The sequence below is a fragment of the Sphingopyxis terrae subsp. terrae NBRC 15098 genome (genome assembly GCF_001610975.1).
GTDB lineage: Bacteria > Pseudomonadota > Alphaproteobacteria > Sphingomonadales > Sphingomonadaceae > Sphingopyxis > Sphingopyxis terrae_A.
In genome coordinates, this window is sequence record NZ_CP013342.1 from 1501615 (window position 1) to 1523665 (window position 22051).

Below are 22051 nucleotides of genomic sequence, written 5' to 3' on the forward strand. Positions count from 1 at the left end.
GGGACGGAGTTTTTCGACTAGTTCGGAGCGGTTGCACCGAGCCGCGCCAGCAGCCCGGCAAGGTCGGACTGCCGTGACGTGCCCGTTTTCTCGAGCACACTGCGAATTTGGCTGCGCACTGTGCTGATGGCGACACAGCCCGATGCCGCGATTGCCTCTGGCGTTTCGCCGCGTGCGATACCACTGGCAACGCGCGCTTCCGACGGCGTCAGGTCAAAAAGCGACTTCATCAGCGTTGCCGAAGGCACGCGATCCGAAGCGACCGGCACCATCATCAGCAAGGCATAGGAATCCCCAAAAACATCGTGCGCACCGCGCTGAACCGGGATCAGATGCGCGACCTGCCGGGGCATTCCCGCCGCGTCACGTACCGGAAACGATCGCGCGCTGATGGCGGGTGCCGAGGTCAGCGATGCCAGGGCGTCGTCGAGGAGCGCATCTGCCTGCCTGTCCGCCAGTCGCAGGCGGCCGTGGGCACCCAATATCACAAGCGGTGACACATCGGTGCCAAGCGGGCTCATCTCGACAACTTCACCGCCTGCGCGCAGGAGAAAGGCAGGCAGGTGCATCGCGGTCAGCGCCTCGGCGGCGCCCTGCGCGCGCTTGTGCTGCATACGCGCGCTCACGAGCGCGCTGCGCGCCAGATGCGGGCGCAGCAGATTGAGCCGTGCCACGCTTTCGGCCGCCACCGGGCCTTCAGAAAAGGCGCGCTCGACGCTGAACACGATATTGTCGCCGGTCGGCACCTGGACCCCGGTTCCCGCCGACCATCCCAGCCCGCGCGGACGGAAAAAATCGCGATACACCGGATCGGCATCGATTTCCGCATCGCTCCAGAAATCATGCTCGACGAAAAAGGAGGGTTCCTCGCGGCCCATCAGGCAAACGCGCCGGCTGCATTTGCCGAACCATCCTTCCTCCACATAGGCCGCAAAGACGTCGGCTACGCGCTCGGAAGCGGTCCAGTTCAGGGCCTTGCGCGCCGAGAAGAGAAGCCCACCCGCCGAACCCGCGAGCGCTGCCACCTCGTCGAGAACCGCCGGCCATGCCTCCGGGACCACCGAGCATTCGTAAATCCGATCGACAAGTCCGTCTTGCATTCTTGATCCCCGCGGGCAGATGGAGGCATTGTCGTCACCTTGGTCCAAATGGCAAGTGTAAGGAGCGCAGCCCGTAAAACGCATCTGTCCAACCCGGTTGAGGCTTTACACGGCGGCCGGCTCTCCCAAGCAAAGATTGTCGGGCATGTGCCTGAAGCCACACGTAGCGCCGGATATCTGACGGCCTGAGAGTTGCCATCCGCGCGTTAGGGTAAACTCATCTTGGCACATAGATGCCGTGAGCGGGAGCCATCCACCTCATCTGCTTCGGGCACCGAAACGAAAGTGATATTAACGCATCGGGAATTTGCGATTGTTATTGCCAGATGGAAATCCATCGGGTAATTTCGATGAATGACTACTGACGCAGCCCTGCTGGCGCTCGCCGCGCTCGCGCATCCGACCCGGCTCAATGCCTTCCGTCTGCTTGTGCGATACGAGCCCGAAGGTCTCTCGACAGGACAGCTCGTCAAACATTCTGGACTGACGCAGAGCACCTTCTCGACGCATCTCGCTGTGCTCGCCAAGGCTGGACTCGTGCAGTCAGAGAAGCGCGGACGCAACATCATCCAGCGCGCCGAGATTGATGCCCTTCGCGGCCTGATGCTTTTCCTCGCCAAAGATTGCTGTGAGGGGCGCGCCGAACTCTGTGAACCGCTGCTCGCCGAACTCGCCTGCTGCTGATCGGGATTGAGCCGTGGCCGACATTATCATCTATCACAATCCCGATTGCGGCACCTCACGCAACACGCTTGGCCTCATCCGCAACGCGGGGATCGAACCGCATATCGTCGAATATCTGCAGTCGCCGCCCACGCGTAGGCTGCTCGAACAGTTGATCGCCCGCGCTGGGATAGCACCGCGAGACCTCCTGCGGCAGAAAGGCACGCCTTACGTCCAGCTCGGCCTCGACGATCCCGCGCTCAGCGATGCGGAACTCATCGACGCGATGATGGCGCATCCCATTCTGATCAACCGTCCGCTCGTCGTATCACCCCTCGGTGTGAGGCTCTGCCGCCCTTCCGAAGCCGTACTCGACATCCTTCCGGCGAGGCAGCTTGGCGCCTTCGCCAAGGAGGACGGCGAGCAGGTGGTCGACGACGCCGGCAACCGCATCGGCGACTGATCGATGCCGCAGATCAAAGGCGAACGCCTGTCGTTCCTCGACCGCTATCTGACGCTCTGGATATTCCTGGCGATGGCCTTGGGGGTGCTTCTCGGAACCATCTTCGAGGGCCTCCCAAGCGCGATCGAGGCGCTGTCGATCGGCACGACCAACATCCCGATCGCGCTCGGCCTGATCCTGATGATGTATCCGCCGCTCGCCCGCGTGCGCTATAGCGAGCTTCCGCGCGTGTTCGACGACCGACGCGTGCTTGCGATCTCGCTCGTCCAGAACTGGATCATCGGCCCTGCGCTGATGTTCGGGCTCGCCATTCTCTTTCTTGCGGACCGACCCGAATATATGACCGGCCTGATCCTGATCGGGCTTGCGCGCTGCATCGCGATGGTCATCGTCTGGAACCAGCTCGCGAAAGGCGACAATCAATATGTCGCGGCGCTCGTCGCCTTCAACTCGATCTTCCAGATTCTCTTCTTCAGCGTCTATGCCTGGTTCTTCCTCACCATCCTGCCGCCGCTGTTCGGGCTTGAAGGCAGCGTCATCGACGTGAGCTTCTGGACGATCGCTAAAGCGGTTCTCATCTATCTCGGCATTCCCTTTTTCGCCGGATATCTGACGCGCCATATCCTTGCGAAGGCAAAGGGCAACGATTGGTACGAGACACGCTTCCTGCCGCGGATCGCTCCGATCACGCTCGCCGCGCTGCTATTCACCATCGTCGCGATGTTCAGCCTCAAGGGCGGCGAGATCGTCAGCATTCCCGCCGACGTTGTTCGCATCGCGATCCCGCTTACGATTTACTTCGTCATCCAGTTCCTGATCAGCTTCTGGATGGGTAAACTCATCGACGCCGATTACCCGCGCACGACCGCGGTCGCCTTCACCGCCGCAGGCAATAATTTCGAACTCGCGATTGCCGTCTCGGTTGCTGCCTTCGGCCTCGCCTCGCCCGTCGCCTTCGCAGCAGTTATCGGCCCGCTCGTCGAGGTCCCCGTCCTCATCCTCCTCGTCGGTGTGGCGTTTCGCCTCGGCCGCCGCTGGTTCCCCGCAACCACCCCACGGTAGACTAGCTCATGTCAGACCAAAACTTCGCGCGCCTGCGCGCACTCGTCGACCCCGACCACTTTCCGGCGCTCAGGCCCCAATATCTGCGCGCACAACCGGCGCTCGGTCTCGGCCCGCTCGATCCCGCGCCGCGCATTTTGCTGCTCTACGGCAGCTTGCGGGAACGCTCCTACTCCCGTCTCGTCGTCGAAGAGAGCGCGCGGCTGCTCCAGCTGTTCGGCTGCGAAACGCGGATCTTCGATCCCTCCGACCTTCCGCTTCCTGACCAGATCGCAGATGATGATCATCCGGCGGTCGAGGAGCTTCGCCAGCATTCGCTCTGGTCCGAAGGCCAGGTCTGGTGCAGCCCCGAACGCCACGGTCAGATCACCGGGATCATGAAGGCGCAGATCGATCACCTGCCGCTCGCTTATAAGGGACTCCGCCCGACGCAGGGCCGCACGCTCGCGGTAATGCAGGTCTCGGCGGGATCGCAATCGTTCAACAGCGTCAACACGCTGCGCATCCTTGGCCGCTGGATGCGGATGATCACCATTCCCAACCAGTCGAGCGTCGCGAAGGCCTATCAGGAGTTTGATAAGGCGGGCCGGATGCTGCCATCGAGCTATTATGACCGGATTGTCGATGTCGCCGAGGAGCTAGTGCGCTTCACCGTGCTCACGCGCGGCCATGCCGACCAGCTCGTCGACCGCTACTCGGAGCGGAAGGACCGGAACGAACCCGTCGTCACGCCAGCAGAGCTCGCGGGAATTCCGGGCACATAATGTTCGCAAAGCGCGCCCGGCAACTTGCGCAACGGTGCTCCTGGCGTAAGCAGATGCTTAAATCCGCGAGCATAAGCATCTGACCGATGGCCCGGCGGCGTCAGCCATGATCGGATCCTTCGAGCAACGAAGGAAAAGAGCATGCCACACGCGCAACAATTCGAACCCGAAGAATTTTCCCCAGCCCCCGCTCGCTCGCGTCGCAGCTGGGATCCCGTCGTGAAAATCACCCATTGGTCGATTGTCACCGCAATCATCGCCAATGCGCTGGTTACCGAAGAAGGATCGGGGGCGCACATCTGGGTGGGCTATGCGCTGGCCGCGGTCTTCGCGCTGCGCCTGCTGTGGGGTTTGATAGGTCCGGCCGAAGCTCGCTTTTCGGCTTTCCCGCCGAGCTTGCGCCGGGCGCTGGGGCATCTGCGCGATATAAGGGTCGGCCGAAAGGAGACCCATCGCTCGCACAATCCGCTTGGCGCGTTGATGGTCTACGCCATCTGGTGCGTGCTCGGCCTCATCATCGCCAGCGGAATAGCGATGGCAGGCCCACCTTCGGGCGCGCTCCCCGGCTCTGCGGATCAGGCGGGCGAGGTCAGCCGCCATTTGGTCGCCGAACAGGACGACGATGAGGACGAAGACGAGGTGAAAGGCGCGGAGGGTAGCGAAAGCATGTGGGAAGAAGTGCATGAGACCAGCGTCAACCTGCTCTATATTCTGATTGCCCTGCATATCGCCGGAACAGTCTTCGAGACGCGCCGCAGCGGCCGGGAAATCCTGTTGGCCATGTTGCCCGGACGCGCGTAGACCGTGACCATGCGGGAAAGACGAAGAGCGCTGGAACGCCGGGCAGTCGCCATCACCTTCCTTGTGGCGCTGCAGACGCTCGCGACGATCTTCTTCGTCGCCGACGTCGCAGGCGACATCGCCGCGGATGGATGGAGCATGCACCTGTTCGTTGAATCCTGCGCAACCGCCGCCCTGCTCGCTGGCGTGGTCTTCGGCACGCTGCAGCTGCGCTGGCTGGTTGTTCGCGCAAGGCTTGACGAAGCTGCGGTCGCAACCGCGCGCGGCGCGATGTCAGATCTCGTCCGGCAGCGGTTCCTCGACTGGCAGTTGACCGGTGCCGAGGCCGATGTCGCGCTCTTCGCACTGAAGGGCTTCGATGCCGCAGAGATCGCATGCCTCCGCGGCGCGGCGTCGGGGACGATCCGGGCGCAGCTTGCGAGCATCTATGCAAAGGCCGGTGTCCATTCGCAGGTCGGCCTGATGTCCACGATGGTCGAAGATCTGGTCGAAGCCCCCAATTAGCGCCGGTCCAGCACCCGGCAGGGACTGGCCGGCTGGAGAGGGTCGGCTTTTATGATGCCAGGCACGAAAGCGAACAAAGCGATCGCTTGCAAACGAGCACGGCATCAGGATAGAGGGCCGCCATTCGCAAGGACCCGGTGCAACTCCGGGTGGCTATTCCGGCCGCCGATCCGCCGGACAACATCGCACATGCAAATATGATCGCGTCCGCCCGGGCGCCATGTGTCTTGATGTGAGCTTTTCATGTTCAACGGATTTACCGCTTACCGCCAGCAATGGTTCGCCGGCGCCGCGACCGCACGTGCCGACATCCTTGCCGGCATTGTCGTCGCACTCGCACTGATCCCCGAGGCGATCGGCTTTTCGATCATCGCCGGGGTCGATCCGCGCGTCGGCCTTTATGCATCGATCGCGATCGCGATCGTCATCTCCTTTACCGGAGGGCGGCCAGGGATGATTTCGGCGGCGACCGCCGCGGTGGCCGTCCTCGTCATTCCGCTCGTCCGCGAACATGGCGTCGAATATCTCTTCGCAGCGACGATCCTGATGGGGCTCATCCAGATTATCGCCGGATTGCTGCGGCTCGACCTCGTCATGCAGTTCGTATCGCGCTCGGTGATCACCGGGTTCGTCAACGCGCTCGCCATCCTCATCTTCATGGCACAGCTGCCGCAGCTTATCGATGTGACGTGGCAGGCTTATGCGATGGTCGCGGGCGGGCTTGCCATCATCTACCTGCTCCCACTGCTGACGAAGGCCGTTCCCTCGCCGCTTGTCGCCATCCTGATCCTGTCGGCAATCAGCATTGGGTTCGGCCTGCCGGTGAACACGGTCGGCGACATGGGCAAGCTTCCGGAAGGTCTTCCGAACATCGTCCTGCCCGATGTACCGCTGACTTTGGAAACGCTACGGATCATCCTGCCCTATTCGCTGACAATGGCCGCAGTCGGCCTGCTCGAATCGCTGCTGACGGCGCAGATCGTCGACGACATGACGCACAGTGATAGCGACAAGCGCCGCGAATGCGCCGGACAAGGCACTGCCAACATCGCCGCCGCCTTCGTCGGCGGGATGGGCGGCTGCGCAATGATTGGTCAGTCCGTCATCAACGTGACCTCGGGCGGGCGGACCCGTCTTTCGACCTTCACCGCCGGCGCCACGCTCCTGATGTTGCTCGCCTTGCTCGGCCCCTATGTCGGCCGCATGCCGATGCCCGCGCTGGTCGCGGTGATGATCATGGTGTCGATCGGCACCTTCAGCTGGAACTCGATCGCGAACCTGCGCCGCCATCCACCGACCTCGTCGATCGTGATGGTGACCACGGTGGTTGTGGTCGTGGCGACCCACGACCTATCGCTTGGCGTGCTCGCGGGTGTGCTGCTGTCGGGGATATTCTTTGCCGCAAAAGTGCAGCGGATGTTCGAGGTGCGGCGCGAGACCAGTGATGACGCGAGCCGCACTACCTATTTCGTGACTGGGCAGATTTTCTTCGCCTCGGTCGACCGCTTCACACGGAGCTTCCAGACTGATGAGGCCGCACCCGACATCCTCATCGACGTGTCGGCTGCACATTTCTGGGACATCTCGGGTGTCGGCGCGCTCGACAAGATCATCGCGCGCCTGCGCCGCGAAGGCCGCACGGTGGAGGTCGTCGGTTACAATCGCGCCAGCGCCGACATCGTCGACAGGTTTGCATTGCACGATAAAACGGGGTTCGAACTCGGTGCCGTGCCTCATTGAAGAGCGGTCTGTCGTGGAAGAGCGGCTTCCACGACGGGTCCTTATTGAAGCGGACATACACTGTCGCGATGCCGAAACCATTGTCTATCGCAATCACCTCCCGCTCAGCATTGCTCGTGCGCCGCAAGCGGACCTATCTGCCGGATCAGATCACGTCACCGATGCAGACATATTTGATCTCGAGATAATCATTGATGCCATAATGTGAGCCTTCTCGTCCGACGCCCGATGCCGAGCGTCAGCAGTATTTCATCCGGGCGCGCGTAAATGCCGCGACGCGGCAATATCTTGGTCCGGATCTCTTCGGTCAGCGCCGCATCATCGTCAGCGATCCCGGACCACGACGCGACCTGCCGCCGTTTCAACGACAGGCTCACTGCCTCTCGCCAATCGCCGAGGGGAAAAAGACTGTCGTCGAAGCAGCCGTCGAGAAGGGGATAGGGATAGTGCTGCCAGTTGGCGGGCCGCGGCTCCGGAAGCGCGGGAAGGCGCGGAAGGCGTTCGGACCAGGGCACGCGGTTTGGCGTCGCGCGTTCGGCAATCCCCGTAACCTCGCCGAACCCGGTACGCCCGGCGGTCAGGTCGCCAGAGGTGAACAGCCCGCTGCGTTCCCGGGCAACGACATGGCCATCTGCCACGAGCTGCTGATAAGCGATGGTTACCGTGTTGCGGGAAACGCCCAATAGCCGAGCCATAGTGCGCGAGGAGGGCAGCCTGTGCCCTGCGGGCCAGGCTTGCGATCGCATCAATTCGATCACGCCCTTGCGGATCTGACCCTGCAATGTGGAATCGCTGGCGCGATCGAGCGTGAATGATGGGCGCACATTGTCTTGTGGTCGAATCGCTTCGACCAGATCAAGGGCAAACCCATTTGACGCGCTGAGGAGCCGAAGAAGTTGTCAATAAGGACCGAGCCGTTCTGCGTGCAGCTGGTCCGCAGCTCGGCTGGCCTCGGCGCCGGTCCGGTTCCTGTGGTGGGCAAGTCCAATCCGCATTCTCCGCTTCTACATGCGGAAAACGCAGAGCAAGGACTGACCGTTGAATTACGTATGGGCGCATCCTTGGCCGCTGAATAGGATAGCGTCATGTCGGTACATTCCGCCCTCGCTCCCACTATGCGCGAATGCGCCGGGATGCTGCGCAGGAACTTGGAGATCCTGCCCGACGTCGATGCACCGGGCTTCGGCGACGCGTTCGACCGCTTCGGCGACGCGCGCGTCGTGCTGCTCGGCGAAGCAACCCACGGAACGCACGAATTCTATGCTGCGCGCGCGCGAATTACACGGCGGCTGATCGAACACCACGGATTCAATATCGTGGCGGTCGAGGGCGACTGGCCCGACATCGCCCGCTTCGACGGCTATGTGCGTCATGGCGCACCGCGTCCACAAAGCGGCGACACGCGCGTTCGCTTCCCGACCTGGATGTGGCGCAATGAGGATGTCCGCATTTTCGCCGACTGGCTGCGTCATCGCAATGCAGCGCTGCCTGAAGCCGAGCGGGTCGCAATGCATGGGCTCGACATCTACAGCCTTGGCGAATCCATCGACGCGGTCATCGACTATCTGGAGGCACATGCTCCCGCGGCCGCTATCGAAGCACGGCGACGCTATGCTTGCCTCACGCCTTGGCAGGCGGAGCCGCAACATTATGGGCGTGCGGTGACGCAAGGCGTGCTCGCGCCGTGCGAAGCCGCAGTTGTGAAGCAGCTTGGCGACCTGCTCCAGCGCCGCATGGCGCTGATAGGGGACACTGCTGGCGGCGATGGCGAGGCCTATTTCGATGCCGAACAGAATGCCCGGATCGTGCGAGCCGCCGAACTTTATTATCGCGCCATGTACCGCGGCGGCTCCGCCAGCTGGAATCTGCGCGATCGGCACATGTTCGACACGCTCCAGGCCCTGATGGCGCATCGCAAGGAAGCGCGCGCGGTGATCTGGGCGCACAACAGTCATGTCGGCAATGCCGCTGCCACGGCGATGGGCTGGCAAGGCGAATTCAACATCGGCGAACTTGTCCGCAAAACCTATGGTGATCGCTGCGTGCTCATCGGCTTCGGCACCGACAGGGGCACCGTGGCGGCCGCGCCCGACTGGGGCGCAGCCATGCAGGTCATGCAGGTGCGTCCGGCGCGCGACGACAGCTGGGAAGGCGCCTTTCGCGGCACCGGCGTCGCTCGAGGCCTTCTCGATTGGCGAACGCGATCGAAAGGCGAGCTGCTTTCCGTCCTGTCGCAGCCGCGCCTCGAACGGGCGATTGGCGTCGTCTACCGTCCCCAAAGTGAGCTTGCGAGCCATTATTTCAAGGCTGCGCTTGCCGACCAGTTTGACGCCTATGTCTGGTTCGAGGAAAGCTGCGCGGTCACGCCGATCGGCGCCGAGCGCCCGCAAGGCGCACCGGAAACCTGGCCGTTCGGCCTATGAGCGCCCGCCAGATCATCGCGGACCGGGGCGAGTTGACGATCGGCAGCCTCGGACTCGGCGCGATCCTCGACGTGCCGCCCGGCGCCCGGGGCATCGTGCTTTTCGCCCACGGGAGCGGCAGCGGAAGATACAGTCCGCGCAATAATCATGTCGCCGGGAAATTGCGGGACGCAGGCTTCGCTACCCTCCTGCTCGATTTACTCATCCCCGGCGAAGAACGTGACCGGCGCAACGTGTTCGACATCGGTCTCCTGGCCGGACGCCTCCGGATGGCGTGCGACTGGTGCGAGGATTATCCCGCTACTGCAATGCTGCGACCCGCCTATTTCGGAGCGAGTACAGGGGCCGGGGCTGCGCTACGCGCTGCGGCAAATGACCCGCGCATCGCTGCGATCGTTTCGCGCGGCGGACGCCCCGATCTTGCGGGCACCTCGGCGCTTGAGCATGTCATGGCACCGACGCTGCTGATCGTCGGGGGCCGCGACGATCGCGTAATCGATCTCAATCGCGAGGCGCTCTCCCATATGCGATGCCCGCGCGAACTGGCGATCGTCCCGGGCGCGGGCCATTTGTTCGAAGAGCCGGGAACGCTCGACCTGGTTGTAGCGCTCGCGGTCAGTTGGCTCGGCCGCTTTCTTCCAGGAGTGCCCGCATGATCGACACCGAGCTTCCCTTTGCGAACCGGCGCGACGCGGGACGCCGCCTTGCCGCGACACTCGCGCCGCTGGGGCTCGCCGACCCCGTCATCCTCGCGCTCCCGCGTGGCGGCGTTCCGGTAGCCTATGAAATCGCCCGGAGGCTGCACGCCCCGCTCGATATACTGATCGCCCGCAAGATCGGTGCGCCCGGCCACGAGGAATATGGTATCGGTGCGATCGTCGATGGCTCGGCGCCGCAACTGGTTCTCGACGAGCAGGCCGCTCGGGCGTCGGGCGCCGATACGGCCTATATCGAACGCGAAGTGGCGCGCCAGCTCGACGAGATCGAACGCCGCCGTTCCGCATATCATGTCGGCGAGCCGGTACCGCTCGCGGGCCGCAACCTCATTCTGGTCGATGACGGGATCGCGACGGGCGGGACGGTACGGGTAGCGCTGAAGGCGCTTGCGTCTGCGGGCGCTCGCTCCGTTACGCTCGCGGTGCCCGTCGCTCCCGCCTCGGTATTTTCCGAACTACGCAAGATGTGCGACCGGATTGTCGTTCTCGCCGTACCCGAGCCCTTTTTCGCGGTCGGTGCCCACTATCGCGATTTCAGCCAGACTGGAGATGCTGAAGTTCGCGCGCTCCTCGAAAGCGCGCGGAGCGGCGTGCCTTGAAGCGGAGCATGCCCACCGCGTCGCAGGCACGCATGCGACGCGATGGAGGCAGCCCTCGTACATCTCACCCGGATCGACCGATGGAGGCGGCAATATGAAGCGATCGTCTATCATGGCCTACCGCCGAAACCGGCGCGCTCGAGGTCATCCTTACGACATGACGGTCGCGCGCGCCGGAGCCGATCGGCCGTGACCAACCGAATGAGGGAGCTAGCGAGCGAGATCGTCCGCCTCCAGACTGAACTCGATCGCGAGATCGAGCGTCGGCGCCGCGAACTCGGCTGGTCGATCAAGGGGCGGCTGGTCCGTTTCGAGGAAGGGATTGTCGCGCAGCAGCGGCACTTTCGGATCGGCGTAACCGATCTGGTGCGCCGCGCATCGCTCGGAACGATCATGACGGCACCCATCATCTATTCGATGATCGTACCGCTCGCGCTGCTCGATCTATGGGCGACGATCTTTCAAGCGATCTGCTTTCGGGTCTATTGTATTCCGAAAGTCCGCCGCGCGGACTATATCGCGCTCGACCGTGGCCGGCTCGCCTACCTCAACTGGATCGAGGCGCTCAACTGCGTCTATTGCGGCTATGGCAATGGCGTCGTCGCCTATGCCCGCGAGATTTCAAGCCGGACTGAGCAATATTGGTGCCCGATCAAGCATGCGGTACGGATAACCGACCCGCATCAGCGCTACTACGACTTCCTAGAATATGGCGATGCCGAGGGCTATCGCGTCCGTCTCGACGGCTTACGCGCCGCGCTGCGCGAGGAGGCTGCGGAAAGCGTCTCGCAAAAGGAGAACGCAGATACGGGTCCGCCATCTGCTTAAAGGTCAGATTTTACACGAGATTCCGCCGCGTTCTGCGCCAGCGGCCAATAGGCAAACCGGGAGCAATGTCTCCAATGTTCTCGGTCCTTTCGCCGCCTTGGCCGAAGCCCCGGCAACGTTCAGGGACTGGCATCGGCGCTGGCGCCCATGAATACGCAATGCTCCGTCGCTATCATCTGGCGCGACGCTCTATCGACCTGCCCGGCCGCTCGCCGTCAGGCGTTTCAGCCAGAAGGCGCGAATATCCTCGTCGCCTTCGACGTTGCCGATGACACTGCGGCACACCGGCGTGATGCCGACGAACTTCAATATGTTGCGCTCGAGGCTCTTTAGGCTGTGGGCGCCATAAAAGGTTCGATACAATAGCGCGGGCATCCCCATCGTCACCACGACATGCGCGGTTCGGCCCTTCAGTTTTTTCTCGGGCAGACCGCCCTCGCGATAGCGAAAGGCAAAGCCCGGCCGCATGACCTGTTCGAAAAACGCCTTGAACAGCGCCGGGATGTCGCCCAGCCACAACGGGTAGAGCAGAAGGATATGCTCGGCCCAGACAATATCCGCCTGCGCGGCTGCAATCGCGGGCGACGGCGAACCCTCCTCCCACACGTGACGCGATGTCAGCGGATCGATCGCCATCGTCGCGATGTCGATACGGCGCACCGCATGGCCCCCCGCTTCGGCCCCTTCGGCGTAGCGATCGGCAAGCGCATGGACGAAACGGCCGCGGTCGGGGTCGGGATGACCGTCAACAATGAGGATGCGTCTGACGGTCATGCCCGTGCTCCCAGAGGTGTCGGTTCGAAAGTTCGGCGCAGAATCCTGATCGTTGGATCATCCGGATCGGCGTGGCAGGTAAAGCCCGGTTCACGCTCCATGCGCAGCGCAGCGTCATGATCGGCGAACTCGATCGCTTTGACCGACCCTATGCGTTCCGCTTCGGCGCGATATTCGGCAGATGACCCCGCGAAGCCGCCGAGAGAATTCGACCGCCCCAACGCGCTGATGAGGGCGAGGCTGCGCGGCTGGAGGAGAGGCTGCAAATTTCTGATCGACACGGAGGGGAGCTTTCACGACGGGGCCGAACGCCACTTGGGGATGCGCCGTACCGACATCCTTCGCCTATCCGTAAATATCCGCACGCGAAGGAAAGCGTCGGGAACGAAAGGCGGAGCCCGGCCTTCGGGCCGCCGCTCCGATTGGGATCAATACGTAAAGCAAGAGATGCAAAAGCCGCATAGCGCCTTGCCCAGGATGGTTTTGCGATCGGGTCGGCAATGCGCATTTCCAAGGGCTTCAAGGTTATGATCCTGGCGACGGCAAGCGGGCTGACCGTGGTCGACGACGCCCGGGCGGTCGTCAACTACATCCACGAATATGGGGTGCTGGCGGACTTGCCCGCCCCCCAGAACTGAGAGGATCAAGCGATGGCGAATGATCGTTTCTCGGCACTGGTTCTCCCCGCTCTGGCGGGGCTGGCGTTGGCACTGGGCGGCTGCGCCGCAACGACGACGCCCTATCAGCCCGCTTCGGCTTCAAGCAAGGTCAAAGGCGGATATTCGGAGGTCCAACTGGCGTCCGACAGATATCGTGTGACCTTCGAGGGCAACAACCTGACTTCGCGCGATACGGTGGAGGGTTATCTGCTGTACCGATCGGCAGAGCTGACGCTTGCCCAAGGTTATGACTGGTTCTCGATCGTCCAGCGCGAAACCGAGCATCGCGTGGAACGCCGCGTCGAACCCGATCCATTTTATCGTCCGTGGTATGGCTCGGCCTACGCCTATTGGCTGCCCGAATGGCGATATTATGGCCGGCCTTACGGCTGGCGCTCCTGGTATCCTTATGGAGGAGACCCCTTCTGGGCGAGCCGTATCGACGTCCGGACGGTCGAACAGTTCGAGGCGACGGCCGAAATCGTTATGCATCGGGGACCAAAGCCCGAGGGCAATGGCAAGTCCTTCGATGCCCGCGACGTCGTCGGAACGCTGGGGCCAAAGATCGAGCGCCCCAAAAGCTGAGCGCCAGCCCATTCTTTCCAGCATTGACGAAGGAGTAGTCATCATGAACCGTCAATGGACGGCATCGATAGCCGCTGTCGCCTTACTCGGCATGGTCCCGGGCGCGGCCCATGCCCAGCGCGGACCGGGCGCAGGGGCGAATACACCCAGACCGCCGATACCCGGCGGCGATCTCGACCTTACGCGCCACCGCCTGTGCACGCCGGGAGAAAGCTGTGACTAGGACCGGACCGATATGGACAACGATCGGGATCGCCTGCGCGACAAGGATCGAACCGGCGACCGGGACCAGGATCGCGACCGGCTGAACGCGTCGCAGGCCATCGACGACGAGCTCGCGCGCTTCAGCCTGCTGACAAGCGCCGAGCGCGCGCAGTTCCGCGAGGAGATGCGCACGGCAGCAACCGCCGAGGAGCGAGAGCGCATTCGTGCCCGGCATCGACAGACGATCGAGCAGCGCGCGCGCGAGATGGGTATCGATGCGCCGCTTGGCGCCGGCGGCGGCGCTGGGACCGGCAATGGAAACCGCTCGGGCTATATGATGATGACGATGCTTAGCGATCAGGAGCGAGCCCAATTCCGGCGCCGCCTGCAGGCGGCACAGACCGATCAGGAGCGCCAGCAGATCCGCAACGAGATTCACGCTGCAGCTCGGCAGCGCGCGCGTGAATTGGCCGTCGATGTGCCTGAATGGTACGGACAGGGGATAGGGCCTCGTTAGAAAGGCGTCGCGCCATCGAGCCTCCATGAAAGGGCTGTCGGGCGTCTCAGCGGACGGCCTGTCCCTGACCGCGCCTGTGATGCTTGATTGGAATCCCGTTGGAGGACTGCCGCCGGATCCAGTCAGGCCTTGCGCGATATACTTGGCTATTTCCCGTAGAGGCGTCACTATGATATAAGCTTGTACGCAATAGTCGGCCACAGGGCGACGCGGCTCCTCCGGAGGGAGACGGCAATCGTGATGTCGACGGCGCACAAATCATTTTTGATCCGGGTTGCGGTCGCTATCGCAATCGTTTGCGCTGCCGCGCTGTTTCGCTACGCCCTCAATCCTTGGCTTGGCGGACGGGCGCCCTTCCTTTTCTTTACTCTTGCCGTTCTCGGCGCTTCCTATGCCGTAGGATCGCGGGCGGCCGCGATCGCAATCATTCCCTCCATCGGCTTTGGCGTCGGATTTGCAATGCAGCAAGGCATTCATACCCCCGACGTCCTCGAAGGCAGCGCCTTTGTGCTGATCGCAGCCGGGATAGTACTCCTGAGCCGCGGACTTCATCGGACGCGCGTCCGAATGGCCGCGAGCGAGGGGCGCGCGGCGCAGCGCGCTGCCGAAACGGCCATCGTTGCCGAAGAACTCAGTCTGCTGATCGATGCGGCACAAGGCCACGCCATTTACATGCTTGATGCCGAGGGTAAGGTTTCGATCTGGAACCAGGGAGCCGCCCGGTTGCTCGGCTGGGACGCGGATGAAATCATCGGGCGCGATGCTGCGCTCTTCTACCCGGCCGATGCCATCGAAGCGGGCGCGCCCGCGCGCGATATCGCGCGGGCAAGGCAGGTTGCGAAATTTTCAACCGAGGATTGGCGCGTTCGCAAGGACGGTTCCGAATTTCTGGCTCAGATTTCGATGTCGACATTGCGCCGCGCCGACGGCCGCGTGCGATGCTACGCCGTCGCCTTGGCCGACATCACGAGCCGCCGCGCCACCGAGGACGCGCTGCGCGCGCAGGAAAGCCATTTGCGCTCCATCCTGTCGACGGTCCCCGACGCGATGATCGTTATAGACGACCAGGGCAAGATCCTGTCGTTCAGCGCCGCGGCCGAGCGGCTGTTCGGCTACAGCGAAGCCGAACTGCTCGGGGCCAATGTCAGCGCGCTCATGCCTTCGCCCGACCGCGATCGCCACGATGGATATATCGCGCGTTATCTCGCAACGGGGGAAAAGCGCATCATCGGCATCGGACGCGTTGTTTTCGCGCAGCGAAAGGACGGGTCGACTTTTCCGATGGAACTGTCGATCGGCGAGGCCGCGAGCGAAGCGCACCCCTTGTTCACCGGATTCATCCGCGACCTCACCGAACGCCAGAAGACCGAGGCGCGTCTCGAATCCCTGCAGTCCGAGCTCATTCATGTCTCGCGCATCAGCGCGATGGGAACCATGGCCTCGACGCTCGCGCACGAACTCAATCAGCCGCTCACCGCGGTCGCAAATTATGTCGAGGCGATCCGCGATATGCTCGCGAAGCCCGAGCCCGATGATCTTCCGATGATCCGCGAGGCGCTCGACGATACCGCGAAGGAAGCGCTGCGCGCAGGCCATATCGTGCGCCGGCTGCGCGATTTCGTCGCGCGCGGGGAGGTTGAAAAGACGATCGAGAAATTGCCCGCGCTCATCAACGAGGCGGCGGTCCTTGGGCTGATGGGCGCGCGCGAGAAAGGGGTCGAACCTGTTTTCGACCTTGATCCCTATGCGTCGCCGGTCCTCGTCGACAAGGTTCAGATCCAGCAGGTGCTGATCAACCTTATTCGCAACGCGGTCGAAGCGATGACCGGCTGTCCACACCGCCGGCTTACCGTGTCGAGTCGGCCCGAGCAGCCTGGTTTCATCCGCGTGACCGTCGCTGACACCGGTCCCGGTGTAGCTCCGGCTATCGCCGAACAGCTTTTCACCGCCTTCGTGAGCACCAAGACAGATGGCATGGGGCTTGGGCTCTCCATTTGCCGCACTATCGTCGAAGCCAATGGCGGCCGGATCTGGATGCAGCCGGGGGAAGAAGGCGGCACGGAATTTCATTTCACGATGGTGAGCGCGAAAACGGGGGGACAGGATGACGACTAGAAAGCTGGTCCATATCGTCGACGATGAGGATGCCATCCGGCGTTCCGCAAGCTTCATGCTCAAGACATCCGGATATGCGGTCGAGACCTGGGCGACCGGCGTCGCCTTCCTGAAGGAAATCCGGCACGTGCCCGAAGGCTGTATCCTGCTGGACGTGCGCATGCCCGAAATGGACGGGCTCGAGGTCCAGCGGGCGCTGCGAGAGCGCGGCGTCACCATGCCGGTGATCGTGCTGACGGGTCATGCCGATGTCTCGATTGCGGTGCGCGCGATGAAAGCCGGAGCCGTCGACTTCCTCGAGAAGCCCTTCGAAAAGGCCGTGCTTATATCGGCGATCGAAGCGGCGTTTGAACGGTTGGCGCAGGCCGACAGCGCGGCGACGCGAGCGTCTGAGGCCAATGTCGTGCTCGGCGTACTGACGCCGCGCGAGCGCGAAGTGCTCGACGGGCTCGCGCAAGGCCTGCCGAACAAGACGATCGCCTATGACCTCGGCATCTCGCCGCGAACGGTCGAAGTACACCGCGCCAATCTGATGGCGAAGCTTGACGTGCGAAGCCTCTCGGACGCACTTCGCCTCGCCTTCGCCGCGGGGTTGGGCGCCTGAATATAGGGACCAATACGTAGCGCGGCCCGCGGTTTCTGCTTCTAGAAGAAGGCATGGCTAGAAACGCTACTCGCACATGAAAGGCTCGCCGCGTCCCCATCCTTCGCTTGGCGACCTGACCGAGCGCGAACGCGAGGTGGTCGCGGGTCTCGTGCGGGGACTGACCAACAAGCAGATCGGCCAGGAGCTGGGCATCAGTCATCGCACCGTCGAAATCCATCGCGCGCGCGTGATGCGAAAACTGGGCGCGCCGACTCTCGCCGCGCTGCTCGCCTTCGTGCTGCCGCAGCGCAACAAGCTCGAAACCCGTCACCCTTCCTGACGGGCTTTTCGATTGCGCCGAAGTCGGCGGTCGTCAGCCTGCCTGGGCCACAGCAAATGCCAGGAACAGCAGCGAAGCGCCGGACATGACCGCCGTCGCTGCCCAACCGGCCCAATGCTGCGCTCGCGAGATCGTCAGTCGGCCCATCGCGCGTCTGTTGCGCGCGATCAGCATCATCACGATCATCAGCGGACCTGCCAGCAGGCCATTTACGACGGCGGCCCAGTATAGCGCTCGCGCCGGGTCGATACCGACGGCATTGAGCGAGGCTCCCGCAAGTGTCGTCGCGGCGATCGTGCCGTAGAAGAGCCGGGCGGACAGCGGCTTGGCATCGAGACTTCCGGTCCGTCCAGCCATCTCGGTCACCGCATAGGCTGCCGAGCCGGCCAGCACGGGCACCGCGAGCAGGCCCGTGCCGACGATCCCGAGCGCGAACATTGCAAAGGCAAATTGCCCCGCAACGGGTCGCAAAGCCTCGGCCGCCTGCGACGAGGTTGTAATGTCGCGAATTCCGCCAGCATGAAGGGTGGCAGCGGTGGCAAACACGATGGCAAGCGAAATGAGCGTGCTGAAGCCCATGCCGGTGAGTGTGTCGAGCCGGATGCGCCGAAGCTCGGGACCGGCTGTTGAAGGTGTCAGGCAGAGCGGCTTGGCGTGACGGCGATGTTGCTCTTCGATTTCCTGACCTGCCTGCCAGAAAAACAGATAGGGGCTGATTGTCGTACCGAGAATGGCGACAAAGGCCGTGGCATAGGCGGCGCTGAAGCGGATGTCGGGAACGACCAGCGACTTGAGTGCCGTTCCCCATGGCACATGTGCGACGAATAGCACGGCGACGTAGGTGAACAGGCTCAGCGTCGACCATTTGAGGATCGCGGCGTAACGCGGATAGCTCAGTCCCACTTCGAGGACGATGCACAGGATGCCGAACAATAGCGTGTAAAGCCCGCTGCTTCCCCCTGCCAGAAGCGCGAGCGCGGCGCCCATGGCGCTGAGATCGGCACCGAGATTGATGATATTGGCGACGATCAGCAACGAGACCATCGTCCACAACAGCGGGCGCGGATAATGGCGGCGGAGATTTCGGGCGATCCCGGCGCCCGTCACACGGCCAATTTCGGCAGCGATTTGCTGGATCGCGACCATGAGCGGAAAGCTGAGAACAAATGTCCAGGCCAGACCATAGCCGAAGGCGGCCCCGACCTGACTGTGCGTGCCGATCCCGCTGGGGTCGTCATCGGCCGCCCCGGTGATGAGACCAGGCCCCAGCGCGCGAAGGAAGTCGCGCACGCCGCCATTGTCGCTGGCGGAGTGGCGAGGCGAAGAATCGTCCTTGATGACCAACGACCTGTCTTGTTGCGGTCCAAACGCGTTAGCCGCACCGTTCCGCTTCCCCCATGCGGGAAATTACTTATCCCGCGTCGCTGTTGATCGCGCACGAGGCGGACGGCATCGCGCGATGCCTGCCAGCGGCGGCGGCGCCTCACCATGACGATTTACCGAAGTATGAAGAGCACCATTACCAGTCCGGCCGCGACGCTCGCCAGCAGCGGTAGCGATGCGAGCCAGCCAAGGCGCGATCGCAAGAGCATGGGGGGGATCGCGGCTTTGAACAATGTGTTTGCGAGGACAGGCGCCGCTACCACCAGCCCGGCTGTCCGCGCGTCGAACACGCCGCCGGGCATTCCGCCGATCGTGATAATCGCTGCATCGACGTCGGCGATCCCCGAGACCGCCAATATGATCGCAATACCGGACTGGCCGATCCACGTCATCAGCCACCGCGCGAGCAGCGCCATCGCCATGACCAGCCCGGTCAGCACAAGCGCCGAACCGAAATTGAGCGGATTGCGCAAGACCATGGTGCTCGCCGGAGCGGAAGGCGCACGTCGCGCGGCCAACAACCCCCAGACCGCAGCGCCGATACTGACCAGCGCGGCGGGGGTTATCACGAGCGCGAGAGTAGACAGCGCGACGGGCGCGATGAGTGCGACGAGAAAGATGACGCGCACGAGCATCACCGCCGATGCCACGGCAATGCCAGAAATCAGCGTGGCTGCGTGTTCGTGATCATCGCGCAGACGGGTTGCCAAGGTCGTCGTCACTGCCGTCGATGAAACCATCGCGCCCGTCGCAGCCAGTGCCAGCGTGCCGCGCGTCGCACCAAGCCGCACGGTCGCGATATATCCTGCGAAGGAGAAGCCCGAAACAAACACCACGACAAGCCAGAGCTGGCGCGGATTCCAGGCCGCATAGGGTCCAAGGTAGCGATCCGGAAGTAGCGGAAGAATGACAAGCGCAATCAGCGCGAAGCGGGCGATCGCGCTGACCTCGGATTCGGTCAGGCCTGCGACCCAGTGGTGAAGCTGCGGCCGCAGCGTCAGAAGGAGCGTGGCACCGACCGCGACGATCGCGGCAATTTGCGCCTCGCCCAATGTCGCGAGAAGACCGCAGGCCAGCGCAATCAGCGCAGCCAGGCTCGCAGTGCCGCTGACCCCGCCATGGCGCTGCTGCGTTCGTGCATAGCCGAAAAGAACGAGTAGTGCAGACGCCGCGAAGACAGTCGTCGCCGCCGTATGGCTGGCCGATTCCAGAACGCCGGCAAGCCCCCCCGCCAGCCCTAGGAGCCCGAAGGTCCGGATTCCGGCGAAGCGACTGCCTTCAGCCGCGTGACGAAGTGTCCAGCCGCGCTGGATACCGATAAGCAGTCCCAGCCCGAGCGCTATTCCGAGCCTGGCCAGGATGGACCATTGGTCCGGCGTAGCCAAAATCGTCCCTGGCGCTGACATTCAGGCCTCCTGACGCAATAGCGAGCCTATGGACCGGCCCTCGACTTCCCGGCCAGCTGTGATCCGTCAATGATCGGCCTCGCGGGTGCAAATGCGCGACGTCCCTCCGAAACAGGGCGGGCAGATCGTTGCCGACGTCGCTCATCATCCTTGCTCTTCGATCAACGCGTTCCGAAATGCCGCCGCTGACGCCGTCCGCCGAACGGCGCGCTCGCTCGTTGATGCGGCGAAACCGCGCGCACGTCGCTACGCAATTCCCCTTATGACCATCGATCGTCTCCGCCCTTTCGAACAGCGCGTGCCTGCTGATAGCGGATCAGCACCTCGCGCATCGCCGTGACCGCTCTCGCGCGTGTCGCGGCGTCTTCGATCTGGGCCAGTTCCGCTTTGAGATTCGTCACGAAGTCGGCGTAGCTATTTTGCCAGTCGCGTCCGATCGCCGCTTGCAGCGCCGGGTCACCGGTTTTCGTTCGCTTGGCTGGCCCGCCCGCGGAGAGACGATAGGTTTCTCCCATCGCAGGGGCGACGATCGTCGCCGCATAGTCGCGCGACTGCGCCAAGCGTCGAAGCGCTTCGATCGCGGGAGCTTCGCCATGCGACAGAAAGAGGCTGCCCGCGATCGGCTGGCGCGCGCCGAGCCAGGCGAGCAGGTCGTCCTGATCGGCGTGCGCCGAATAGCTGTCGATGCGGCGAATCTCCGCGCGCACCGCAATGTCTTCGCCCGAAAGGCGGACGCGGGTCGCACCGTCGAGGATGATCCGTCCAAGCGACCCGTCGGCCTGGTAGCCGACGAACAGGATCGTCGAGTCGCGCCGGGCGAGATTATGCTTGAGATGGTGACGGATCCGCCCGCCCTCGCACATGCCCGACGCGGCCAGGATGATCGCGCCCGAAACGCTGTTGAGGCGGATCGAGGCGTTCACATCTTCGACGAAATGAAAGGCAGGATGGTTGAAGACGGCGCCATCGAGATCTTCCAACGCTTCGGCGTATTTGGCGAAGACCCCCGTCGCGCGGCTCGCAAGCGGCGAGTCGATGAATATCTCGGTGGCCGGTATGCTGTTGCTGGCAATGAGGGCGGCAAGGTCGAGCAGCAGTTCCTGCGTCCGTTCGAGCGCGAAAACGGGAATCACGAGATTGCCGCCGCGGCGCAGCGCAGCATTGACTTCGGCGCCCAGCAGGCGGCGCCGCTCCTCGATCGTGAGATGATCGCGCTTGCGGTCACCATAGGTCGCCTCGCAAATCACATGATCGAAGCCCGCGGGACTCTGCGGGTCGGGATGGAAAGCCTTGTGTTCGGGACCAAGGTCGCCGGAGCACAGAATATGGACGCCGGCGACCTCTAGCTCGACCGAAGCCGAACCCAGAATATGCCCCGCGTTCCACAGCCGCGCCCGAAATCCCGGTATCGGTTCGAACCATTGTTCAAGCGCGACGGCCCTGCTTTGGCGCCACGCCGCCAGCCCGTCCTCTTCGGTGTAGAGCGGCTCGAAAGGCGGCTGACCTGCCCGATCGCGGCGTCGGTTGCGCCGCGCCGCATCGCTTTCCTGAATGCGTCCGCCATCGGCGAGCATGAATTGGAGCAGATCCGATGTCGGCGCGGTGCACCAGATATCGCCGTCGAATCCCTCGGCGACGAGCCGTGGCAGCAGCCCGCTATGATCGATGTGAGCGTGAGTGAGAATGACCGCATCGACCTGCTTCGCCGAAAAGGCGAACGGACTGCGGTTGAGGGTTTCGAGCGTGCGCGAACCCTGGAACAGCCCGCAATCGACGAGCAAGCGCTTGCCGTCGTGGGAATATTCCATGCACGACCCGG

General features: G+C 63.3%; 25 protein-coding genes and 1 other annotated feature. Of the genes, 17 read left to right on the plus strand and 8 right to left on the minus strand.

What is annotated here, in order from left to right; genetic code table 11:
- Nucleotides 1-17: 17 nt before the first annotated feature.
- Nucleotides 18-1100 carry a helix-turn-helix transcriptional regulator gene (locus tag AOA14_RS07225; protein ID WP_062901291.1) on the minus strand — a complete coding sequence of 361 codons (1083 nt, stop codon included), beginning with the start codon at nt 1098-1100 and terminating at the stop codon, nt 18-20.
- 354 nt (nt 1101-1454) lie between these two features.
- On the opposite strand from AOA14_RS07225, the gene AOA14_RS07230 reads away from it, so the two are divergent.
- The 7 genes from AOA14_RS07230 (at nt 1455) to AOA14_RS07260 (ending at nt 7097) form a co-directional block, all read left to right on the plus strand.
- Nucleotides 1455-1784 carry an ArsR/SmtB family transcription factor gene (locus AOA14_RS07230; RefSeq protein ID WP_062901292.1) on the plus strand — a complete coding sequence of 110 codons (330 nt, stop codon included), beginning with the start codon at nt 1455-1457 and terminating at the stop codon, nt 1782-1784.
- 13 nt (nt 1785-1797) lie between these two features.
- Nucleotides 1798-2226 (plus strand): arsenate reductase (glutaredoxin), encoded by a 429-nt coding sequence (gene arsC, locus AOA14_RS07235; protein ID WP_062901293.1) that lies wholly within the window; start codon nt 1798-1800, stop codon nt 2224-2226.
- 3 nt (nt 2227-2229) lie between these two features.
- The gene (arsB, locus tag AOA14_RS07240; RefSeq protein ID WP_062901294.1) at nt 2230-3288 is read left to right on the plus strand and encodes an ACR3 family arsenite efflux transporter; all 1059 of its coding nucleotides are present in this window, start codon (nt 2230-2232) and stop codon (nt 3286-3288) included.
- An 8-nt stretch (nt 3289-3296) separates the two neighbouring features.
- Nucleotides 3297-4052 (plus strand): arsenical resistance protein ArsH, encoded by a 756-nt coding sequence (arsH, locus tag AOA14_RS07245; protein WP_062901295.1) that lies wholly within the window; start codon nt 3297-3299, stop codon nt 4050-4052.
- Nucleotides 4053-4193: 141 nt separating this feature from the next.
- Nucleotides 4194-4853 (plus strand): cytochrome b/b6 domain-containing protein, encoded by a 660-nt coding sequence (locus AOA14_RS07250; protein ID WP_062901296.1) that lies wholly within the window; start codon nt 4194-4196, stop codon nt 4851-4853.
- 9 nt (nt 4854-4862) lie between these two features.
- Entirely contained in the window at nt 4863-5357 is a 495-nt protein-coding gene (locus AOA14_RS07255) for a helix-turn-helix transcriptional regulator (RefSeq protein ID WP_186401409.1), read from the plus strand.
- Between the two features lie 127 nt (nt 5358-5484).
- Nucleotides 5485-5540, plus strand: a sequence feature (sul1 is cis-regulatory element that is thought to sense ions involved in sulfur or methionine metabolism; They are found in Alphaproteobacteria).
- Between the two features lie 60 nt (nt 5541-5600).
- Nucleotides 5601-7097: a SulP family inorganic anion transporter gene (locus tag AOA14_RS07260; RefSeq protein ID WP_062901298.1), complete on the plus strand. Its 1497-nt coding sequence runs from the start codon at nt 5601-5603 to the stop codon at nt 7095-7097.
- Between the two features lie 188 nt (nt 7098-7285).
- Here AOA14_RS07260 and AOA14_RS07265 read toward each other — a convergent pair whose 3' ends face one another.
- Nucleotides 7286-7921 (minus strand): GntR family transcriptional regulator, encoded by a 636-nt coding sequence (locus AOA14_RS07265; protein WP_202988425.1) that lies wholly within the window; start codon nt 7919-7921, stop codon nt 7286-7288.
- 309 nt (nt 7922-8230) lie between these two features.
- On the opposite strand from AOA14_RS07265, the gene AOA14_RS07270 reads away from it, so the two are divergent.
- The 4 genes from AOA14_RS07270 (at nt 8231) to AOA14_RS07285 (ending at nt 11663) form a co-directional block, all read left to right on the plus strand.
- Nucleotides 8231-9520, plus strand: coding sequence for an erythromycin esterase family protein (locus tag AOA14_RS07270; RefSeq protein ID WP_238929746.1), 1290 nt, complete (start codon nt 8231-8233; stop codon nt 9518-9520).
- The gene (locus AOA14_RS07275; RefSeq protein WP_062901301.1) at nt 9517-10176 is read left to right on the plus strand and encodes a dienelactone hydrolase family protein; all 660 of its coding nucleotides are present in this window, start codon (nt 9517-9519) and stop codon (nt 10174-10176) included. The genes AOA14_RS07270 and AOA14_RS07275 overlap by 4 nt, the downstream gene beginning before the upstream one ends.
- Entirely contained in the window at nt 10173-10835 is a 663-nt protein-coding gene (locus AOA14_RS07280) for a phosphoribosyltransferase (RefSeq protein ID WP_062901302.1), read from the plus strand. The genes AOA14_RS07275 and AOA14_RS07280 overlap by 4 nt, the downstream gene beginning before the upstream one ends.
- A gap of 189 nt (nt 10836-11024) precedes the next feature.
- A complete protein-coding gene (locus tag AOA14_RS07285) occupies nt 11025-11663 on the plus strand; it encodes a hypothetical protein (protein WP_062901303.1) in 639 nt (212 codons plus the stop codon).
- A gap of 189 nt (nt 11664-11852) precedes the next feature.
- Here the strand turns inward: AOA14_RS07285 and AOA14_RS07290 are convergent, their stop codons facing one another.
- A complete protein-coding gene (locus AOA14_RS07290; RefSeq protein WP_062901304.1) occupies nt 11853-12437 on the minus strand; it encodes an NAD(P)H-dependent oxidoreductase in 585 nt (194 codons plus the stop codon).
- Nucleotides 12434-12718, minus strand: coding sequence for a hypothetical protein (locus AOA14_RS19700; RefSeq protein WP_202988426.1), 285 nt, complete (start codon nt 12716-12718; stop codon nt 12434-12436). Before AOA14_RS19700 ends, AOA14_RS07290 begins: the two co-directional genes overlap by 4 nt.
- A gap of 219 nt (nt 12719-12937) precedes the next feature.
- Between AOA14_RS19700 and AOA14_RS19705 the strand changes: the two genes are divergently transcribed.
- The 3 genes from AOA14_RS19705 (at nt 12938) to AOA14_RS07300 (ending at nt 14402) form a co-directional block, all read left to right on the plus strand.
- Nucleotides 12938-13075 carry a hypothetical protein gene (locus AOA14_RS19705; protein ID WP_202988427.1) on the plus strand — a complete coding sequence of 46 codons (138 nt, stop codon included), beginning with the start codon at nt 12938-12940 and terminating at the stop codon, nt 13073-13075.
- Nucleotides 13076-13087: 12 nt separating this feature from the next.
- On the plus strand, nt 13088-13681 hold the full coding sequence (locus AOA14_RS07295; RefSeq protein ID WP_062901305.1) for a CC0125/CC1285 family lipoprotein: 594 nt from the start codon (nt 13088-13090) through the stop codon (nt 13679-13681).
- Nucleotides 13682-13916: 235 nt separating this feature from the next.
- Nucleotides 13917-14402 (plus strand): hypothetical protein, encoded by a 486-nt coding sequence (locus tag AOA14_RS07300; protein WP_062901306.1) that lies wholly within the window; start codon nt 13917-13919, stop codon nt 14400-14402.
- Nucleotides 14403-14660: 258 nt separating this feature from the next.
- On the opposite strand, the gene AOA14_RS20115 is transcribed toward AOA14_RS07300, so the two are convergent.
- Nucleotides 14661-14954 (minus strand): hypothetical protein, encoded by a 294-nt coding sequence (locus AOA14_RS20115; protein ID WP_238929747.1) that lies wholly within the window; start codon nt 14952-14954, stop codon nt 14661-14663.
- A 15-nt stretch (nt 14955-14969) separates the two neighbouring features.
- Here AOA14_RS20115 and AOA14_RS07305 point away from each other — a divergent pair, with 15 nt between their 5' ends.
- The 3 genes from AOA14_RS07305 to AOA14_RS07315 all read left to right on the plus strand — a co-directional run bounded on the left by AOA14_RS07305 (nt 14970) and on the right by AOA14_RS07315 (nt 17443).
- Complete coding sequence (locus AOA14_RS07305) at nt 14970-16517, plus strand: PAS domain-containing sensor histidine kinase (RefSeq protein WP_062903054.1); 1548 nt, start codon at nt 14970-14972, stop codon at nt 16515-16517.
- On the plus strand, nt 16507-17121 hold the full coding sequence (locus tag AOA14_RS07310) for a response regulator transcription factor (RefSeq protein WP_062901307.1): 615 nt from the start codon (nt 16507-16509) through the stop codon (nt 17119-17121). Before AOA14_RS07305 ends, AOA14_RS07310 begins: the two co-directional genes overlap by 11 nt.
- 76 nt (nt 17122-17197) lie before the next feature.
- Nucleotides 17198-17443, plus strand: coding sequence for a response regulator transcription factor (locus tag AOA14_RS07315; RefSeq protein WP_062901308.1), 246 nt, complete (start codon nt 17198-17200; stop codon nt 17441-17443).
- A 33-nt stretch (nt 17444-17476) separates the two neighbouring features.
- On the opposite strand, the gene AOA14_RS07320 is transcribed toward AOA14_RS07315, so the two are convergent.
- The 3 genes from AOA14_RS07320 to AOA14_RS07330 all read right to left on the minus strand — a co-directional run bounded on the left by AOA14_RS07320 (nt 17477) and on the right by AOA14_RS07330 (nt 22040).
- On the minus strand, nt 17477-18733 hold the full coding sequence (locus tag AOA14_RS07320) for an NRAMP family divalent metal transporter (protein ID WP_238929748.1): 1257 nt from the start codon (nt 18731-18733) through the stop codon (nt 17477-17479).
- 206 nt (nt 18734-18939) lie between these two features.
- Nucleotides 18940-20232 (minus strand): MgtC/SapB family protein, encoded by a 1293-nt coding sequence (locus AOA14_RS07325; RefSeq protein ID WP_062901309.1) that lies wholly within the window; start codon nt 20230-20232, stop codon nt 18940-18942.
- A gap of 260 nt (nt 20233-20492) precedes the next feature.
- Nucleotides 20493-22040, minus strand: a complete 1548-nt coding sequence (locus tag AOA14_RS07330; protein ID WP_409372293.1) for an MBL fold metallo-hydrolase RNA specificity domain-containing protein — start codon at nt 22038-22040, stop codon at nt 20493-20495.
- Nucleotides 22041-22051: the final 11 nt, after the last annotated feature.

Bases quoted from the DNA above. Each gene is read 5' to 3' on its own strand.
- AOA14_RS07225 (WP_062901291.1), bottom strand. From the start codon at position 1,100: ATGCAAGACGGACTTGTCGATCGGATTTACGAATGCTCGGTGGTCCCG.
- AOA14_RS07230 (WP_062901292.1), top strand. From the start codon at position 1,455: ATGACTACTGACGCAGCCCTGCTGGCGCTCGCCGCGCTCGCGCATCCG.
- arsB (WP_062901294.1), top strand. From the start codon at position 2,230: ATGCCGCAGATCAAAGGCGAACGCCTGTCGTTCCTCGACCGCTATCTG.
- arsH (WP_062901295.1), top strand. From the start codon at position 3,297: ATGTCAGACCAAAACTTCGCGCGCCTGCGCGCACTCGTCGACCCCGAC.
- AOA14_RS07250 (WP_062901296.1), top strand. From the start codon at position 4,194: ATGCCACACGCGCAACAATTCGAACCCGAAGAATTTTCCCCAGCCCCC.
- AOA14_RS07255 (WP_186401409.1), top strand. From the start codon at position 4,863: ATGCGGGAAAGACGAAGAGCGCTGGAACGCCGGGCAGTCGCCATCACC.
- AOA14_RS07260 (WP_062901298.1), top strand. From the start codon at position 5,601: ATGTTCAACGGATTTACCGCTTACCGCCAGCAATGGTTCGCCGGCGCC.
- AOA14_RS07270 (WP_238929746.1), top strand. From the start codon at position 8,231: ATGCTGCGCAGGAACTTGGAGATCCTGCCCGACGTCGATGCACCGGGC.
- AOA14_RS07275 (WP_062901301.1), top strand. From the start codon at position 9,517: ATGAGCGCCCGCCAGATCATCGCGGACCGGGGCGAGTTGACGATCGGC.
- AOA14_RS07280 (WP_062901302.1), top strand. From the start codon at position 10,173: ATGATCGACACCGAGCTTCCCTTTGCGAACCGGCGCGACGCGGGACGC.
- AOA14_RS07290 (WP_062901304.1), bottom strand. From the start codon at position 12,437: ATGACCGTCAGACGCATCCTCATTGTTGACGGTCATCCCGACCCCGAC.
- AOA14_RS19705 (WP_202988427.1), top strand. From the start codon at position 12,938: ATGCGCATTTCCAAGGGCTTCAAGGTTATGATCCTGGCGACGGCAAGC.
- AOA14_RS07295 (WP_062901305.1), top strand. From the start codon at position 13,088: ATGGCGAATGATCGTTTCTCGGCACTGGTTCTCCCCGCTCTGGCGGGG.
- AOA14_RS07300 (WP_062901306.1), top strand. From the start codon at position 13,917: ATGGACAACGATCGGGATCGCCTGCGCGACAAGGATCGAACCGGCGAC.
- AOA14_RS20115 (WP_238929747.1), bottom strand. From the start codon at position 14,954: ATGAAGTCCGCGGCTCAGGAGTACTATCCCGGCTGCGATCAGCACAAA.
- AOA14_RS07305 (WP_062903054.1), top strand. From the start codon at position 14,970: ATGGCCGCGAGCGAGGGGCGCGCGGCGCAGCGCGCTGCCGAAACGGCC.
- AOA14_RS07310 (WP_062901307.1), top strand. From the start codon at position 16,507: ATGACGACTAGAAAGCTGGTCCATATCGTCGACGATGAGGATGCCATC.
- AOA14_RS07315 (WP_062901308.1), top strand. From the start codon at position 17,198: ATGAAAGGCTCGCCGCGTCCCCATCCTTCGCTTGGCGACCTGACCGAG.
- AOA14_RS07325 (WP_062901309.1), bottom strand. From the start codon at position 20,232: ATGTCAGCGCCAGGGACGATTTTGGCTACGCCGGACCAATGGTCCATC.
- AOA14_RS07330 (WP_409372293.1), bottom strand. From the start codon at position 22,040: ATGGAATATTCCCACGACGGCAAGCGCTTGCTCGTCGATTGCGGGCTG.